The organism is Streptomyces sp. NPDC046349 (assembly GCF_055587885.1).
Window position 1 is genome coordinate 1 of sequence record NZ_JBVJFK010000022.1, and the last position, 13,744, is coordinate 13,744.

General features: G+C 73.6%; 13 protein-coding genes and 1 riboswitch. Of the genes, 10 read left to right on the top strand and 3 right to left on the bottom strand.

The window, feature by feature from the left end:
- Nucleotides 1-243: 243 nt before the first annotated feature.
- Nucleotides 244-1,110, top strand: coding sequence for an alpha/beta hydrolase (locus tag ACZ6JS_RS34665; protein WP_469304058.1), 867 nt, complete (start codon nt 244-246; stop codon nt 1,108-1,110).
- A gap of 794 nt (nt 1,111-1,904) precedes the next feature.
- Here the strand turns inward: ACZ6JS_RS34665 and ACZ6JS_RS34670 are convergent.
- Nucleotides 1,905-3,026, bottom strand: a complete 1,122-nt coding sequence (locus ACZ6JS_RS34670) for a nucleotide disphospho-sugar-binding domain-containing protein (RefSeq protein ID WP_469303971.1) — start codon at nt 3,024-3,026, stop codon at nt 1,905-1,907.
- A gap of 1,199 nt (nt 3,027-4,225) precedes the next feature.
- Here ACZ6JS_RS34670 and ACZ6JS_RS34675 point away from each other — a divergent pair.
- The 4 genes from ACZ6JS_RS34675 to ACZ6JS_RS34690 all read left to right on the top strand — a co-directional run bounded on the left by ACZ6JS_RS34675 (nt 4,226) and on the right by ACZ6JS_RS34690 (nt 7,413).
- Complete coding sequence (locus ACZ6JS_RS34675; RefSeq protein ID WP_469303972.1) at nt 4,226-4,636, top strand: alpha/beta fold hydrolase; 411 nt, start codon at nt 4,226-4,228, stop codon at nt 4,634-4,636.
- A 393-nt stretch (nt 4,637-5,029) separates the two neighbouring features.
- Entirely contained in the window at nt 5,030-5,275 is a 246-nt protein-coding gene (locus ACZ6JS_RS34680; protein ID WP_350997202.1) for a protealysin inhibitor emfourin, read from the top strand.
- 801 nt (nt 5,276-6,076) lie between these two features.
- Nucleotides 6,077-6,607 (top strand): GtrA domain-containing protein, encoded by a 531-nt coding sequence (locus ACZ6JS_RS34685; RefSeq protein WP_469303974.1) that lies wholly within the window; start codon nt 6,077-6,079, stop codon nt 6,605-6,607.
- A 440-nt stretch (nt 6,608-7,047) separates the two neighbouring features.
- Nucleotides 7,048-7,413 (top strand): hypothetical protein, encoded by a 366-nt coding sequence (locus ACZ6JS_RS34690; protein ID WP_469303977.1) that lies wholly within the window; start codon nt 7,048-7,050, stop codon nt 7,411-7,413.
- A 110-nt stretch (nt 7,414-7,523) separates the two neighbouring features.
- On the opposite strand, the gene ACZ6JS_RS34695 is transcribed toward ACZ6JS_RS34690, so the two are convergent.
- Nucleotides 7,524-8,042, bottom strand: coding sequence for a DUF3995 domain-containing protein (locus tag ACZ6JS_RS34695; RefSeq protein ID WP_469303979.1), 519 nt, complete (start codon nt 8,040-8,042; stop codon nt 7,524-7,526).
- Nucleotides 8,043-8,120: 78 nt separating this feature from the next.
- Between ACZ6JS_RS34695 and ACZ6JS_RS34700 the strand changes: the two genes are divergently transcribed.
- The 3 genes from ACZ6JS_RS34700 to ACZ6JS_RS34710 all read left to right on the top strand — a co-directional run bounded on the left by ACZ6JS_RS34700 (nt 8,121) and on the right by ACZ6JS_RS34710 (nt 10,152).
- On the top strand, nt 8,121-8,735 hold the full coding sequence (locus ACZ6JS_RS34700; RefSeq protein WP_469303981.1) for a TetR/AcrR family transcriptional regulator: 615 nt from the start codon (nt 8,121-8,123) through the stop codon (nt 8,733-8,735).
- A gap of 369 nt (nt 8,736-9,104) precedes the next feature.
- Nucleotides 9,105-9,167: riboswitch (guanidine-III (ykkC-III) riboswitch) on the top strand.
- Between the two features lie 75 nt (nt 9,168-9,242).
- Nucleotides 9,243-9,710 carry an Ohr family peroxiredoxin gene (locus ACZ6JS_RS34705; RefSeq protein WP_469303982.1) on the top strand — a complete coding sequence of 156 codons (468 nt, stop codon included), beginning with the start codon at nt 9,243-9,245 and terminating at the stop codon, nt 9,708-9,710.
- Entirely contained in the window at nt 9,697-10,152 is a 456-nt protein-coding gene (locus ACZ6JS_RS34710; protein ID WP_469303984.1) for a hypothetical protein, read from the top strand. The genes ACZ6JS_RS34705 and ACZ6JS_RS34710 overlap by 14 nt, the downstream gene beginning before the upstream one ends.
- A 253-nt stretch (nt 10,153-10,405) precedes the next feature.
- On the opposite strand, the gene ACZ6JS_RS34715 is transcribed toward ACZ6JS_RS34710, so the two are convergent.
- Nucleotides 10,406-11,092 carry a DUF4328 domain-containing protein gene (locus ACZ6JS_RS34715; RefSeq protein WP_469303986.1) on the bottom strand — a complete coding sequence of 229 codons (687 nt, stop codon included), beginning with the start codon at nt 11,090-11,092 and terminating at the stop codon, nt 10,406-10,408.
- 425 nt (nt 11,093-11,517) lie between these two features.
- Here ACZ6JS_RS34715 and ACZ6JS_RS34720 point away from each other — a divergent pair, with 425 nt between their 5' ends.
- Nucleotides 11,518-11,796, top strand: a complete 279-nt coding sequence (locus ACZ6JS_RS34720) for a WhiB family transcriptional regulator (protein WP_469303987.1) — start codon at nt 11,518-11,520, stop codon at nt 11,794-11,796.
- 449 nt (nt 11,797-12,245) lie between these two features.
- The gene (locus ACZ6JS_RS34725; protein WP_469303988.1) at nt 12,246-13,730 is read left to right on the top strand and encodes an aldehyde dehydrogenase family protein; all 1,485 of its coding nucleotides are present in this window, start codon (nt 12,246-12,248) and stop codon (nt 13,728-13,730) included.
- Nucleotides 13,731-13,744 lie beyond the last annotated feature (14 nt).

Consider the following 13,744-nt stretch of genomic DNA (forward strand, 5'->3'; position numbering starts at 1 on the left):
GTCCCGAACCCCCACCGTCACCCTGGCAGCATGACCACCCCAAACAACCCCATACCCGGCACCACGTCCTTGACGGAGGACATAGAGACACCCCCGCCGCCCGAGGGACCAACCGGAGGGGGCCGTACCGATTGGTTGGATGATCATTGTCTGCGTACTGTCCCGATGGGGCCCCGGCGGGCGCTCGCGCCACCGATGTCCCATCGGACCTCATGCTTCGACAGAGAGCGAGTGAGCAGACAGATGCAGCCGACCCCGACCTTCGTGCTGGTGCACGGTGCCTTCGCGAACTCCTTCTCCTTCGCGCCGCTCCAGGCGGAACTCGGCCTTCTCGGGCACCGCTCCGTAGCCGTCGACCTGCCCGGCCACGGATTCGGGGCGAGCTACCACCGCGCCTACCAGGCACCGCAGGATCCCGAAGGCCTCGCCGCCGCGCCCGGCTCGATCCGGGGCGTCACGCTCGCCGACAACGCCGCGTACCTGATCGGCGTCCTGGCACGGGCCAAGCAGAACGGGCCGGTCATCCTCGTCGCGCACAGCCGCGGCGGGGTCACGGCCACCGCCGCCGCCAACGCGCGGCCGGACCTGATCGACCGCATCGTCTACGTCGCGGCCTGGGCCCCGGTCGACCTGGAGGTCGGCGGCTACTACGCCGAACCGGAGATGGCCGAGGTCGATGCCGCATCCCTGAGCCTGGCGCTGGCCGGCAACCCCGCAGAACTCGGTGTGCTGCGCGTCAACTTCCGCACCGCGGACCCGGCGGCCCTCGCCGCGTTCAAGGCGGCCTTCCTTGCCGACGGCACCGACGAGCAGTTCCTGACCTTCCTCAACACCTTCCAGCCCGACGAGAACCTCGACGTCGGCACCTCGGCCGACCGGGCGCAGGCCGCGACCTGGGGTCGCATCCCGAAGACCTTCGTGCGCCTGGCCGACGACGCGAGTCTGCCGCTGGCCATGCAGGACCGGCTGATTCGCGAGGGTGACGCCCTGACGCCGGACAACCCCTATGACGTCCGCACCCTCGACGGCAGCCACCTGAAGTGGCTGGTCGACCCGGCGCCGGCGGCCCGGGTGCTGGGCGAGATTGCCGCGCTCACCGTGTCGGCCTGACGGTCCCGGGCCGGGCCGGGCCGCGGCCGCCGCCCCCGTGCCCGTGCGGGGCCTCGGCTCGACGCCGTCGGCAGGGGCGGGGGCGCGGTGCCACGCCATCACGGTGCCGTGGGATCATGCGCATCGCAGCTTGAGGAAGGCGGCAGCCGCATCACCGTGTTGCGCAGGGCGGCGTCCGGTGTGCGGGTGAGCTGCCGGCCCGTGTGCCCCGCCGGTCCTCACGCGGGCCGGGCGTAGCCGATCAGGGCGACGCGGCCGACCGCCTACGGGGGCGAGGGGCGTGCGCGGCTCGTGCACGTCGGATGGAGCACGGCGGAGCGACGGGTCGCGTCGGGCAGCGCGGGAACCGGTTCGAGCCCGTCGCGGAATCGGCGGCGCAGGCCGGCCGGGGGCGGGTCCACCGGCTGGCCGCTGCCGATCGCTCGCATGCCCGCTGCGCCTGCGCCCTGGAAAGCGGCCGCGCAACCCCGAGCCGCGCCCGATCCGGGTGACCCGCGAGAAGGCCGGCCGGGGGGCCGTCCGCCTCCTCCTGGCCGAGCGCGGCGTGACCGGGCGTCGGGAACCGCACCCGCATGGTGCTGACCTGCTGACCTGCTGACCAGCGGACTCGCTGATCAGCTGACCTGCATCGACGGGTCGGCCCTCCGATGCCTCGCCGCGGACGCTCTGCGGAGCCCCGCCCGGAGTGCACCTGATCACTTCCACGCCGCGGGATGCGGCCGGAGCCCGGACCGGGGGCGGTCGTCCGGGCTCCAGGCCGGAGTCTTCCGCCCCGGCGACTTCGTGGAGGCGTTTCAGGCGGAGGCCAGGGCCTCCAGAGCGGGGACCGTCTCGGCCGGGGTCGGCAGAGCGGCGTTCTCCGCGCGGAGGCGGTCGGCGGCCTCGCGCAGGTCCGGGTCGGCGGTCAGCCGGGTGATGAGCGCGGCGTCGACGTCGTCCGAGGCGGAGCGCAGGGCGGCACCCGTCGCTGTGAGGGCGTCGGCGTTGGTGAAGTGGTCGGCGCCCTGGGGGAGGAGGAGTTGAGGCAGTCCGGCCTGGAGTGCGGTGAGCAGGGTGCCGGAGCCGCCGTGGTGGATCAGTGCGTCGGACGCGGTCAGCAGCTCGGCGAGCGGGACCCAGGGCAGGGGGCGCACGTTGTCGGGAAGGGTGCCGAGCGGCGCGAGGTCGGTGTCGCCCACGGCGAGCAGGAACTCTGCGTCCACCGAGGCGGCGGCCTCGATCAGGCGGACGATGGCGCGCACGCCGTCCATCTCGGTGAGCACCGTGCCCAGGGTGACGGCCACGCGCGGGCGGGCGCCGCGACGGAGCAGTTCGCGGGGGACGAAACCGCCGCCGTTGTACGGGATGTAGCGCATCCGCAGGCCGTCCGGGTCACCCCCGAGGGAAGCGGGGACGATGTTCAGGGCGGTGGTCTCGGCAGGGCCGGCCACCCCGTACGTCTCGTACGCCTCCGTGAAGTTGGCGGCGAGCCGGGCGACCATGTCGTGGCCGGAGGTGACGCCGAAGTTCTGGATCACGGACGGGATCTTGAGCTTGGCGGCGACGAGCGGGGCCGAGGCCTGGAAGGAGTCGTGGACGAGCAGGTCGGCGCCCCAGCTCTCGGCGACGTCCAGCAGGCCGTCCACGGTGGAACGGGACAGCAGCGCGAAGCCGTGGGCCGCCCTGTCGAGGATCTGGTCAGAGGTCAGGTCGGTCGTCACGTAACGCACCTCCTCACCCGTGGCCTGTTCGAACACGTCCCGGATGGTGCGGCCGTCGCCTATCTCGACGACCGGAAATCCTGCCTGGCGCAGCTGGTGCAGCGGCTGCGAGCCTGCGAACAGCACTTCGTGCCCGGCGGCGCGTAAGGCCTGCGCGGTCGGGATCATCGGAAAGAGGTGGCCGGCCGAGGCCGGGCCTGTGAAGAGGATGCGCACGGTTTCTCCTTGCCAATGTCTGCCGGTCGAGGACGAGCGGTGCGGGCTCGCCCCGGTTCCATCCGATGAACTGCTATGACCGCACGCGGTGTTCCCCGGAAGAGATCGAAAACCAGACGTTCTGGGAGCTTCGTGGGGAAGGCGCCCCCACCCCCGGTGGGCCTTGCCGATCATGCCGGGCTTGCCGGACCCCCGGGGCGTCTCTTTCGGGTCTTGCCGGGCCCGCGCCGCCCGGCACCGCAGCTCACCGCGTTGTCGGGTCGCCCGGGACGTCCAGCGGGCCCGACCGACACGTTCCGAAGGAGACCACTGGCTGTTCCCGCGCTGCAGAGGAAGTCCTCGACAGTGCGGTTACCGGTGTTTCCTCGCATCACAAGGGGGGTTGGGGCCGACGATGCGGGATTCCCCCTCCACCGAGAGCCGGCTGTCCAGCGACGCAACCTCCCTCCTTCTGCCGGGGGCGCGGGCCGGGTGGCCGCACCAGAACGACGTGACGGTTTTCGTCGGCCGGCCGGCCGGCCCCGGAAGGTGAAACGAGTAGGCCTCACCTCCGGCCCGGTCGTGGCCACGGCCTGCGGCTCGGAGTCCCTCGGGACGACCGGATCGCCGATGCCGATGCCGATGCCGATGCCGTGCCGGTGCCGAAACGGACGTACGTATCCCCGCCACCGGGCCGGGCCGTGGTGCCGGTCGGACTCGGGCTGCGGACGGGGTGGCGCCGCCGGGCGCATCCCGGGCACCGGAGCGGCGGGGGCGCCGGACGCGGCCGGGCGTCCGCCCTGGTCCGCGCCGCCGGAGTCACAGGCCGCGGATGAGGAAGCGCTGCGACGACACACTTCCTCGGGGGTGGGGGCTGCCGGTTCTTGCGGGCGGTGCGCACGACTGACGGCCCCAGTGCGCCTGCACATGGCTCGAATGGTGCCGCCGACGCTGCGGTTCGGTACTACGGGACGACCGGAATCCACCGTCTTCGGGACCGTTACATGCTTCTGACGTGAAGGACAGCGTTGCGTTCCCCCGGCCACGGGCCCCGTCCGCTCTCGGGACACGCCGCCCTGGCACGCGGGGCTGGTACTCCCAGGGGGCCGGGTGGCGGTCCACGCCGTCGAGCACAGGACGGGGCGGCCCGTGCCGCTTTTGCACGGCGCCGGTGCGACCACCGCGAGGCCGAGGCCTGCTTCGAGCCGGCCCTCGACGCAGTGGCGGGACTGCGGCGGATCCATCCCTACCTCCCCGGGACGGGCCGGACGCCCGCACCCGAATTCCCCTGCCGGGAAGCCGACTTCGTCAACACACTGCTGCGCTTCGCCGACGAGGCCTCGGGCGGGACCTCGTACCTCCTCGTCGGCCACTCGGCCGGCGCGTACTTCGCGCAGGCGAAGGCTGCACGGCGCCCGGCCCAGGTCGCCGGCCTGGCGCTCGTACGCCCCCTACCGCCCGGAGTGCGCGAACCCCGAGCGCCGCGCGGTCGTCGGATCGGGCAACCTCGGCGACGACGCCTTCCGGCGCTACTTCGTCATCCAGACACCCGTCATGCTCGAACCGTATTGACGCCACGTGGCGTCGGCCGCGGCCCTCGCCGACCGGGCGGCGCTCGAGCGTATCGGTGAACGCCGGGCGCTGACGCGCACCCCGAGCCCGCGCCCGCGTACCCCGGGCTGCCCGTCGTCGTGGCCGGGCGGCTGGATTCGACGGTCGGCCTTGCCGCCGCGGTCGACCTCGTCCGCCACTGCCCGCACGCCTCGCTCATCGTGGTCGACGACGCGGTACACGCCCTGCCGCACGAGCAGCCGGAACGCTGTGCGCCTTCCTCGCCGAGTGGCTCATGCGCGTCGAGCACCGGCTCTCCCCCGTGCGTGGCCGGCCGGCCCGCGACGACGTTTTCCGGACGTTCGTACGGACCGGCGCCTCCTCCGTGACAGCGCGCCGCGGTTCGGGGCATGCGCGGACATGGCTGCGACGCGCAGACCGTGTGACACACCAGCGAACAGGAAGGAACGGCCATGCTGATAACGGTCACCCGCTCCGGAGGCTTCGCCGGCGGCCTGGAGAAGCTCAGCGCACTCGACACGACCGGACGCGCGGACGCGGCGGATCTGGAGGAGCTCGCCCAGAGGGCCGTCGCCCCCGTGCCCGACGGTTACCGCTACCGGATCACCGTCGACGACGAGGTGCTCGACCTCCAGGACCCCTGCCTGTCCGACGCCCAGCGGACGTTGATCCGTACTGTGCTCGGCGTAGGCGCCTGACCGTCCGCGGAGCCACAACTGCGAGGGCTACGAGGGCGGTACGCGCCGCCGCGGGGTTCCGGCCCGCGGCGGCGCGTCCACCAAGGGCTGCCCGGTCGTCCCCCGCCGGTGCACGACGACAGCTACGGCACCACCCCGCGTCGTCGGAACGCCCGGATACTCTCGGTAGGCGGACGCTTCTCGCCATGCAATGCACCGCATCCGACGCCGCGCGCGCTGATCCGCCGGGGGATGACGGGACAGCCCTTTGCCGTCACCGGCGCGGCCGCCTTCGGCACCGCCGATGACGCCGGACGCCGAGGCTCCGCAAGCGGATCGCGGCCCGGTACTGCGCCGACGGAAGGTGCCACCGAGCCCCGCCCGAGGGCGCTGGGCCCGCTTTCGGACCGAGGGCCTGCCTGCTGCGGGAGCGTGGCCTCGGCGCCCCACGCACCGCAGCGGGTCTCGGTCGCCCTGTTGGGCGCATCCGCACCCTGCGCGAGGCGGTCGAGGCTGGGCGGAACGGCCACGCGCAGTCTGCCCGTCGGGTCCCCTGCAGCCTGATGCAGGACCGGGCCTGACCGTCCATCACGCTCATGCTCAGGCTCAGGCGCGACTTTCGGCTCAGGCTCCCGCGACAGTGCAAGCAAAAGACTTGGGCACCTTGGCGCTGCGGCTGACCTGCATCTTCATCCCCCATGACCCGACGTGGCGTCAATAATGGCTCGACGTGGTGCCATTCATGAGCCATTATGGCGTCAAGGGTGGCGCACCTGTTGGCCGGACAGGCGGTGGGCGCGCGTTCGTGGGAGGGGTCGCATCATGGGGACAGTGCAGAGCCGGCAGCAGGGCACGCAGCCCGGCGCCATCACCGCCTTCGCCCGCTTCGCGCTCTGCGGCGGCGGGGTGGGGGTCGCTTCCAGTTTCGCCGTGGGAGCGCTTGCCTCCTGTGTTCCCTGGGTGCTGGCCAACGCCCTGATCACGGTGGTCTCCACCCTCCTCGCCACCGAGCTCCACGCGCGCTTCACCTTCGGCGCGGGCGGCCGCGCGAGTCGGCGCCAGCACGCGCAGTCGGCCGGGTCCGCGGTGGCCGCGTACGCCGTGACGTGCATGGCGATGGTGGCCCTGCGGCAGCTGGTGGCGGCGCCCGATCCCCTGCTGGAGCAGGTCGTCTACCTGTCGGCCTCCGCGTTCGCGGGCGTGGCGCGGTTCGCGGTGCTGCGCCTCGTCGTGTTCGCCCGGAACCACGCGCAGCCCGCGGGCAGCCTCCACGGCGCCCGCCCTCGGCCCGCGGCCGGGGCCCGCGTCGTCTCTGCCCCGGCGAACCCCGCGCAGCTCTGCCGCGCCGCCTGACCCGTACGGGGGTGCGGCGGGGGAGCGCTGCGCGCAGGTGGCCGTCCAGGGGTGCCCGTCAGCGGGCGCCCCTCTGCAGGTGCCCGTCCATCGCCCCACGCTGCGCTGACGTGGCGTCGGCCCGCGCGCGCCGCCATCCGCCCCCGTGGCCCCGGCTCCGTGCGGCCCGGTTCGCCGTGCGCGGCCTCCCCGGTGCCGCCCGCCGCCTGCTCGTCTCCGCGACCTCCTGAACGTCCGTAGGCGTTGGACCAGGGCCGTTCGGCCGTCGTGGGGAGAGGGAGTCCTGAAGGGCAGAGGCGAGGCGGCTCTAAACGATTGCCGAGTTATGCCCAAAAGGTCACTTTCTGCGGCATGAAACGGTCGGATAGCAATGACGCGGCGCCTGGCGCGGCCCGCCGACCGTCGGCGGCGATCCCGGTGCGCCGAGAAAGGAACGTCTCGTGATCCGCACGCGCTATGCCGTTGCTCTGGCCACCATGGCCGTTACCGCCCTGGCCGTCACCGCAAGTCCCGCCTCGGCGGCACCCGGTGACACGGTCAACATGTGCGCCAGCACGCTCACCCCGGACGGCTGGGTGGACGTCCAGTGGTGGAACAGCGGCGGGTGCGGCTCCGGCTTCACGCCCAACATGAAGCAGATCAAGGACCTGAGGGGCTACCCCGTCGGCACCCAGGTCAACGCCTGCGCGTCCACGTGGCCGCCCGCGGGCTGGACCATCACCAACACCTACTACTCCAGCGGCTGTCGCTACTCCGCCGTCCCCAGCTTCAACCCCAACACCTGGACGCTGAAGCGCACCTCCTGATCGCCCGCCGCCGTGGTCGACTTCCCCGCAGGTCGACCACGGCGGCCGGGCCAGAGCCGACGGGCGCGGTTCAGGGCCGTCGGGCGCGGTTCAGGGCCGGCGGGTCCGGTTCAGGGCCGGCGGGCCCGGCTCCGGGTGCGCGTCGCGACGTATCCGGTCAGGGAGGACAGGGCGAGACACAGCGGCGAGTACACCCGCAGATCCATCGCCGTGTACCGGGCCGGCGCCTGCTGGAGGTCCAGGCCGGATACGACCAGGCCGCCCAGGCCCCGCGCGGCCAGCACGGCCGATACGGTCCACAGCCCCGCCCGTACCGGACGGGCTCGGCCCAGGGCGGAGGCAGGGCGGGCGCCGGCCAGCACGAGGCCCGAGGCCGCGGCCAGCAGGCCAGCGACCGCGGCCGTCGCCGCGGCGGGCGGCAGCGACTCCTGCTCGGTGCCCACCACCACCTCGGCCAGTTCGGCCGGGGAGCCCAGCGGCCACGGCGAGCGGATCCAGACCGCGTGCAGTGCCGCGGCTGCGGCCAGGCCGCCGGCCGCCACGGCCGCCGCCGCCCGGACGGAGCGCACCGCCGCCGCCGAGCCGCTGTCCATGTCCGCCCCCGCAGCAGTTCCCGTCGTCGTGTCCATCGGTGCCCCTTCCCCGTGATGCCCGCCAGCAGATCCAGACAGTGGTGTATGGATTTTCCATACACTACTGTACGGAACATGGCGAAGGGGCGAGTGAGCAAAGAGGACTGGACCATGGCGGCGCTGAGGGCGTTCGCCCGCGGTGGCGCCGCCGCCGTGGCCGTCGATGTCCTCGCCCGCGAACTCGGCGTCTCGCGCGGCAGCTTCTACTGGCACTTCGAGAACCGCGACGCCCTGCTCGTCGCCGCTCTGGAGACCTGGGAGCGGCGTGCCACCACCGAGGTCATCGCCGCCGTCGGCGCCCACGAGGACCCCTGGACGCGTGCCCGGACCCTGCTGCTGGAAGCCCTCGGCGACGAGGGGATCGCCGGCCTCGAGCCCGCGCTGGTAGCCGCCCGCGACGCCCATCCGGCCGTGGCGGAGGTGGTCGACCGGGTGACCCGCACCCGGATCGGATACCTGGAGGTCGTCTTCGCGGACCTCGGGCTCGCTCCCGGCGACGCCCGCCACCGCGCCCTGGCCGCGTACGCCGCCTACCTGGGCTGGCTCGACCTGCGCCGCACCGCACCGGACATTGCACCAGAGGTGACGCCCGGCACGCCGGCCGCCGAGGCGGCACTGGTCCACCTCGTCTCCATGCTGGGGACGCCGCCTGTGCCGGGTGGGGTCATCGGTCGCGGGGGGAGCGGCTGATCTGCGCGGCGCATCGCGCCTGCCAAGCGGCGGGCGCGGCGCCGCGGATCCGGGCCGGGGCCGCGCCTGGCTCAACCGGAGCGGCCGGCCTTTGCCGCCGCGGCACGGGTGCGGACCGGGGCCGGGTAGTCCGCACCGCCCTGCCCCTGGACCGGATCGCGCCGCTCGTCGGCCTGAGCGGTGCCACGGCCCTGGTCCGCGCGTTCAGCCGGTGGGAGGGCATGCCGCCGGGGGCGTACCGGCAGCCGATACCGGTCCGCGTCCCCGGACCGCGCCGGGGAAGGGGGAGGGAGCGGGCGCGGGCGCGGGGTGCGGGGTGCGACGTCCACATCGGGTGGGACCCCGGCCGCGCGCCCGGTGCTAGATTGTCCGGCGGCCGACCCCAGGCCCCGGACGAGATGCGCCGTACCCGGTTACGCACGACGACGCGCGAGGTGCCGCACGAGCGGCGCCGCCCGCTGTCCGCACCCGGGCAGTGTCCTCGTCGAGCAAGATGGGCCGAACGCCATGACCGTGCCACTCACCCGCAGCCTGTACCGGACGACCGCGCACGCCGCCGGGGGCCGCACCGGATCCGTCCGCACGGACGACGGGCGCCTGGACGTCCGCCTCGCCCCGCCGCGCAAGAAGGTGCCCGGCACCACCAACCCCGAGCAGCTGTTCGCGGCCGGCTTCGCAGCGTGCTTCACCTCCGCGCTCGCCGAGGTCGCCGCCGAGTTCGGGGCGGACGCCTCCGCCGCGCGGGTGGCGTGCGAAGTCGAGCTCGGTACGACGGACACGCCCGCGGGATACGGCCTCGCGGTGTGCCTCACCGTCAGCCTGCCTGGATGGCGGGCGGCCGACCTCCGCCCCCTGCTGCACCGGGCGGACGAGGTCTGCCCGTACTCGCAGGCGGTACGCGGCAACGTACCGCTGACTCTGCTGGCCGTGGACGACCACGACGGCCCGACCGCCGCCGCCGATGACCGCGCCTGACGGGGAGCGGGAGCCGGGCAGGGAGCCCGGGGACGGCGTCCCGGTACCGGAACACGGAGCCTGGCGGCGCCGCGGCGTCAGCCGCAACGGCGGGCCGCTCGTCGAGGACCGGGACGACGAAGTGGTGTGGCTCCAGGCCGGGCCCTACTACGCCGACAGCCGGGGATTCGCCGGTACGACCTCCTTCGACGGCTCCCAGGTGCGCTTCCACCACCTCACCGGTGAGCCCGGCGACGACACCGGCACCTTCCGGTGGCACGGTGCGGACCTCGTCGAGCGGGGGGCCAACCCGGACGGGAGCACCTTCCTGGAGATCTGGACCCCATTGCCCGGGGCGGAGGGCGGCACCGGCTCCTGGTCCGGCCCGGACCACCACGTGGTGCGCGTCGGTCGGCACGTGGTGCACGTCGACTCCCGTGCGGGTGCCTACTGGCGGCTCTGACCGTGGCGGCTCCGGAGCTCCGCAGCTCCGGAGCTCCGCAGTCCCCCGGGCCCCGAACCCGGTCTCGGCCTCGGCTTCTTGCCCGAACACCCTGAACGGACGCGACGCGCAGCCGTCCGTGCGCCACGAACGGGCAGGCCCTTCGGAGACCGAGCCGCCCACCTCAAGCTGCCCGCCCCCGTCACCCCGTCACGACGGAAGGCTCATCGGAGTGGGGCGGGCCGGGCGGCAGCGGTATGGGCAGGCGCGCGGCTCACCGGCCGGCGGCCGGGTCCCTTTCCGGCTCCAGCATGCGTGTCAGGCGGGCGGCGAAGAAAACGGCCGCCCCGGCCGCGACGATGCTCAGGCCGTCGGCCACCATGCCCAGGGTCACCGCGTCGAGGAAGGACCCGAGTTCGTCGGCCCGCCGGTGGCGCACGCTCGCGTACCGGCCCAGCAGGAGCGAGCCCGCGAACGACGCCCACCAGAGGTTCAACGGCCAGAAGGGGCCCTTGGCGCCCCGCAGGCCTACCGTCCAGGCCTCGGAGGCGATCCGGTAGGGCAGCCAGAAGCAGGCCACCGGAACGAACCAGCCACCGATCGCCCAGCCCGGGCCCCGCCGGAACGCGGTGGGCGCGAGCACACCGGCCCTCTGCCGGATGCGGTGGAACCAGGTGATGAACACGGCCGCGCAGGCGAGCAAGGCCATCATCTGGAGCTGGTCCACCCTGAAGAACAGCGTGTCGACGGCCTGCCACCGGTCCTCGGAGAGGAAGGCGGACTCCCCGTCCCCTTCCACCGCGGAGTGCGCCCGGAAGCCGGCGTACAGGGAGAGGGCATCGCCTGCGGCGGCTGCCGTCAGCACGGCGTGCAGCACCCCGAGCAGCGCACGTCCGGGACCGGGGGCCGGGTGGGCCATGGGCGGTCGGGGGCGCAGAACGCCGGGATCGGAGACGGACATGATGGTGTGGACCCCCCACGGGCACGGAACGACGGCACCAGAAGCTGAGCGCGCAGAGGGAGACTACGCCAAGGCGCCCCGACACCCCACGGAGAATCCGCAGGTCGGGAGGGCGGGCAGGTCGACGACCCGATGGGGGACGTCCTCGAGCGCGCTCTGGACTTCGGCGACTGGTACGACGAGGGGGACTGACGCCCCGTCGCCCCACCGCTCCGCGCGCCTCCGTGGACGGTGGGCCGCTTCCGCCTGGACGGTGGCGCTCGGTGAGGGCCGGGGACCGGCATCGGCACCGGCCTCGCATCGGCACCGGCACCGGCACCTGCACCAGGCCTGCCTGCCCCGCGACGCATGGATGCTGAGTTTCCGGTGATACGCGCGGGACCAGGCGGTCACGACGGACCGCTCCTGCCGGAAGGAAGCCGGGCGTGACCGACATCTCCCGTACGGACGTACTCCTCGATCCCCGCCACGATGCGCCGCTCGACGGACCGTGCCGCTCCGGGGCCCGGGACGTCTTCGAACGGGGTGCGAATGAGCAGGCCGAGACCGCCCGTGCCCGCGAGGAGGCCGCCAAGGCGGTGTGCCACCGCTGCCCCGTTCGGCTCCCGTGCAGGCGCCGGGCCCTTGCCGATCGGGTCCCGCACGGTGTGCGCGGCGGTCTCACCGCGGACGAGCGCCACCTCCTGCTGGCGAACGGCGGCTGAGGGTCTCGGCGGCAGCACCCGACGAGGCGGCAGCACCCGACGAGGCGGTGGGACCCGACGAGGCGGTGGCACACGACGAGGCGGTGGCGCGAGGCCTGTGGGAACCCTGCCCCCCCCGCAGTGGCCCAGCTTCGGCCGCCCACCTCGAACGCCTCCGCGCGGCATCGCCGCCGCCCGTCGGCTCCTGCGCCGGCTCCTCCTCCTGCGCCACCGAACCGGACAACGCGTTTCCCGTCGTCACACCCTGACCGGCCACCCCGCGGCCGGCCAGCCTCCAGGGCGTGTCGTATTAATCGCGTTATGTCCCAAATGTTCGGCAGGTGGCGGGGAGTGACTCCCGTCACTTGCAGTGACGGATGGGACATGGCTTCCGAGGACTGGGGCAGGCGCGCCCGAGCAGCACCACCGCGGGTAGGCCGCGGTGGCGGGAATCGGAGGTACAGCGCGTCGTGTCCGAGCAGCAGACCATCCACATCGCCGGGACCTGGCGTTCCGCCGTATCAGGAGCCACCCGAGAGGTACTCGACCCGGCGGACGCCACGGTCCTCGCCGTCGTCGCCGAGGGCGGCACCGCGGACACCGACGCGGCCGTCAGCGCCGCACGCTCCGCCTTCGACGGAGGGGAGTGGCCCCGGACCCCCGTCGCGGAGCGGGCCGCGCTCCTGCGCCGCACCGCCGACCTGCTCCAGCGCGACCGCGAACGCATCGCACTGCTGGAGAGCCGCGACGCGGGCAAGACCCTGCAAGAGGGCCGCGTCGACGTGGACTGCGTCGCCGACGCCTTCCGCTACTTCGCCGACCTCGTCGCCGGCGAGAGCGCGGGCCGCGTGGTCGACGCCGGCACCCCCGACGTCCACAGCATCGTCGTCCACGAGCCGGTCGGGGTCTGCGCACTGATCACCCCGTGGAACTACCCGCTCCTCCAAGCCTCCTGGAAGGTCGCCCCCGCCCTCGCCGCGGGCAACACCTTCGTGCTCAAGCCCAGCGAGACCACCCCGCTGTCCACGGTGGCCCTCATCGGCCTGCTGACCCAGGCCGGTCTGCCGGCCGGCGTCGCGAACCTGGTCACCGGCCCCGGAGACCCCGTCGGCGCACGCCTGTCCGAACACCCCGACGTCGACCTCGTGTCCTTCACCGGCGGTCTCACCAGCGGTACGAAGGTGATGCGTGCCGCGGCCGACTCCGTCAAGAAGGTCTCCCTCGAACTCGGCGGCAAGAACCCCAACGTCGTCTTCGCGGACGCCTGCGCCACCGAGGAGGGCTTCGACACCGCCGTCGACCAGGCCCTCAACGCAGCCTTCATGCACAGCGGCCAGGTGTGCTCCGCAGGGTCCCGGCTCATCGTCGAGGAGAGCGCCGCCGAGCGCTTCGTCGCCGAACTCGCCCGCCGGGCCGACCGGATCCGCCTCGGCCGCGGCACCGACCCGGGCGTGGAGTGCGGGCCGCTGGTGTCCGCCGCCCAGCGCGAACGCACCGAGGAGTATGTGGCCTCCGCCCTCGCCGAGGGAGCAGTGCTCCGCTCCGGCGGCGTACGGCCCGACGGGCCCGGCTACTTCTACCGGCCGACCGTGCTCGACCGCTGCCACCGGGGGATGCGCGTCGTACGGGAGGAGGTCTTCGGGCCCGTCCTGACCGTCGAGACCTTCCGCACCGAGGCCGAGGCCGTCGCGCTCGCCAACGACACCGAGTACGGCCTCGCGGGCGCCGTCTGGACCTCGGACCCGGGTCGCGGCCGCCGCGTGGCGGGACACCTGCGCCACGGCACCGTCTGGATCAACGACTTCCACCCCTACCTCCCGCAGGCGGAGTGGGGCGGCTTCGGCAAGTCCGGCACCGGACGCGAACTGGGTCCCTCGGGCCTGGCCGAGTACCGCGAGACCAAGCACGTGTACCAGAACCTCGCCCCGCGCCCCGTGCGCTGGTTCGCGGGCTGAAGGAGGAGCACAGC

What these genes read in the sequence shown, in the direction of transcription:
- ACZ6JS_RS34665 (WP_469304058.1), top strand. Translation starts at nt 244, where the DNA reads ATGCAGCCGACCCCGACCTTCGTGCTGGTGCACGGTGCCTTCGCGAAC.
- ACZ6JS_RS34680 (WP_350997202.1), top strand. Translation starts at nt 5,030, where the DNA reads ATGCTGATAACGGTCACCCGCTCCGGAGGCTTCGCCGGCGGCCTGGAG.
- ACZ6JS_RS34685 (WP_469303974.1), top strand. Translation starts at nt 6,077, where the DNA reads ATGGGGACAGTGCAGAGCCGGCAGCAGGGCACGCAGCCCGGCGCCATC.
- ACZ6JS_RS34695 (WP_469303979.1), bottom strand. Translation starts at nt 8,042, where the DNA reads ATGGACACGACGACGGGAACTGCTGCGGGGGCGGACATGGACAGCGGC.
- ACZ6JS_RS34700 (WP_469303981.1), top strand. Translation starts at nt 8,121, where the DNA reads ATGGCGAAGGGGCGAGTGAGCAAAGAGGACTGGACCATGGCGGCGCTG.
- ACZ6JS_RS34705 (WP_469303982.1), top strand. Translation starts at nt 9,243, where the DNA reads ATGACCGTGCCACTCACCCGCAGCCTGTACCGGACGACCGCGCACGCC.
- ACZ6JS_RS34710 (WP_469303984.1), top strand. Translation starts at nt 9,697, where the DNA reads ATGACCGCGCCTGACGGGGAGCGGGAGCCGGGCAGGGAGCCCGGGGAC.
- ACZ6JS_RS34715 (WP_469303986.1), bottom strand. Translation starts at nt 11,092, where the DNA reads ATGTCCGTCTCCGATCCCGGCGTTCTGCGCCCCCGACCGCCCATGGCC.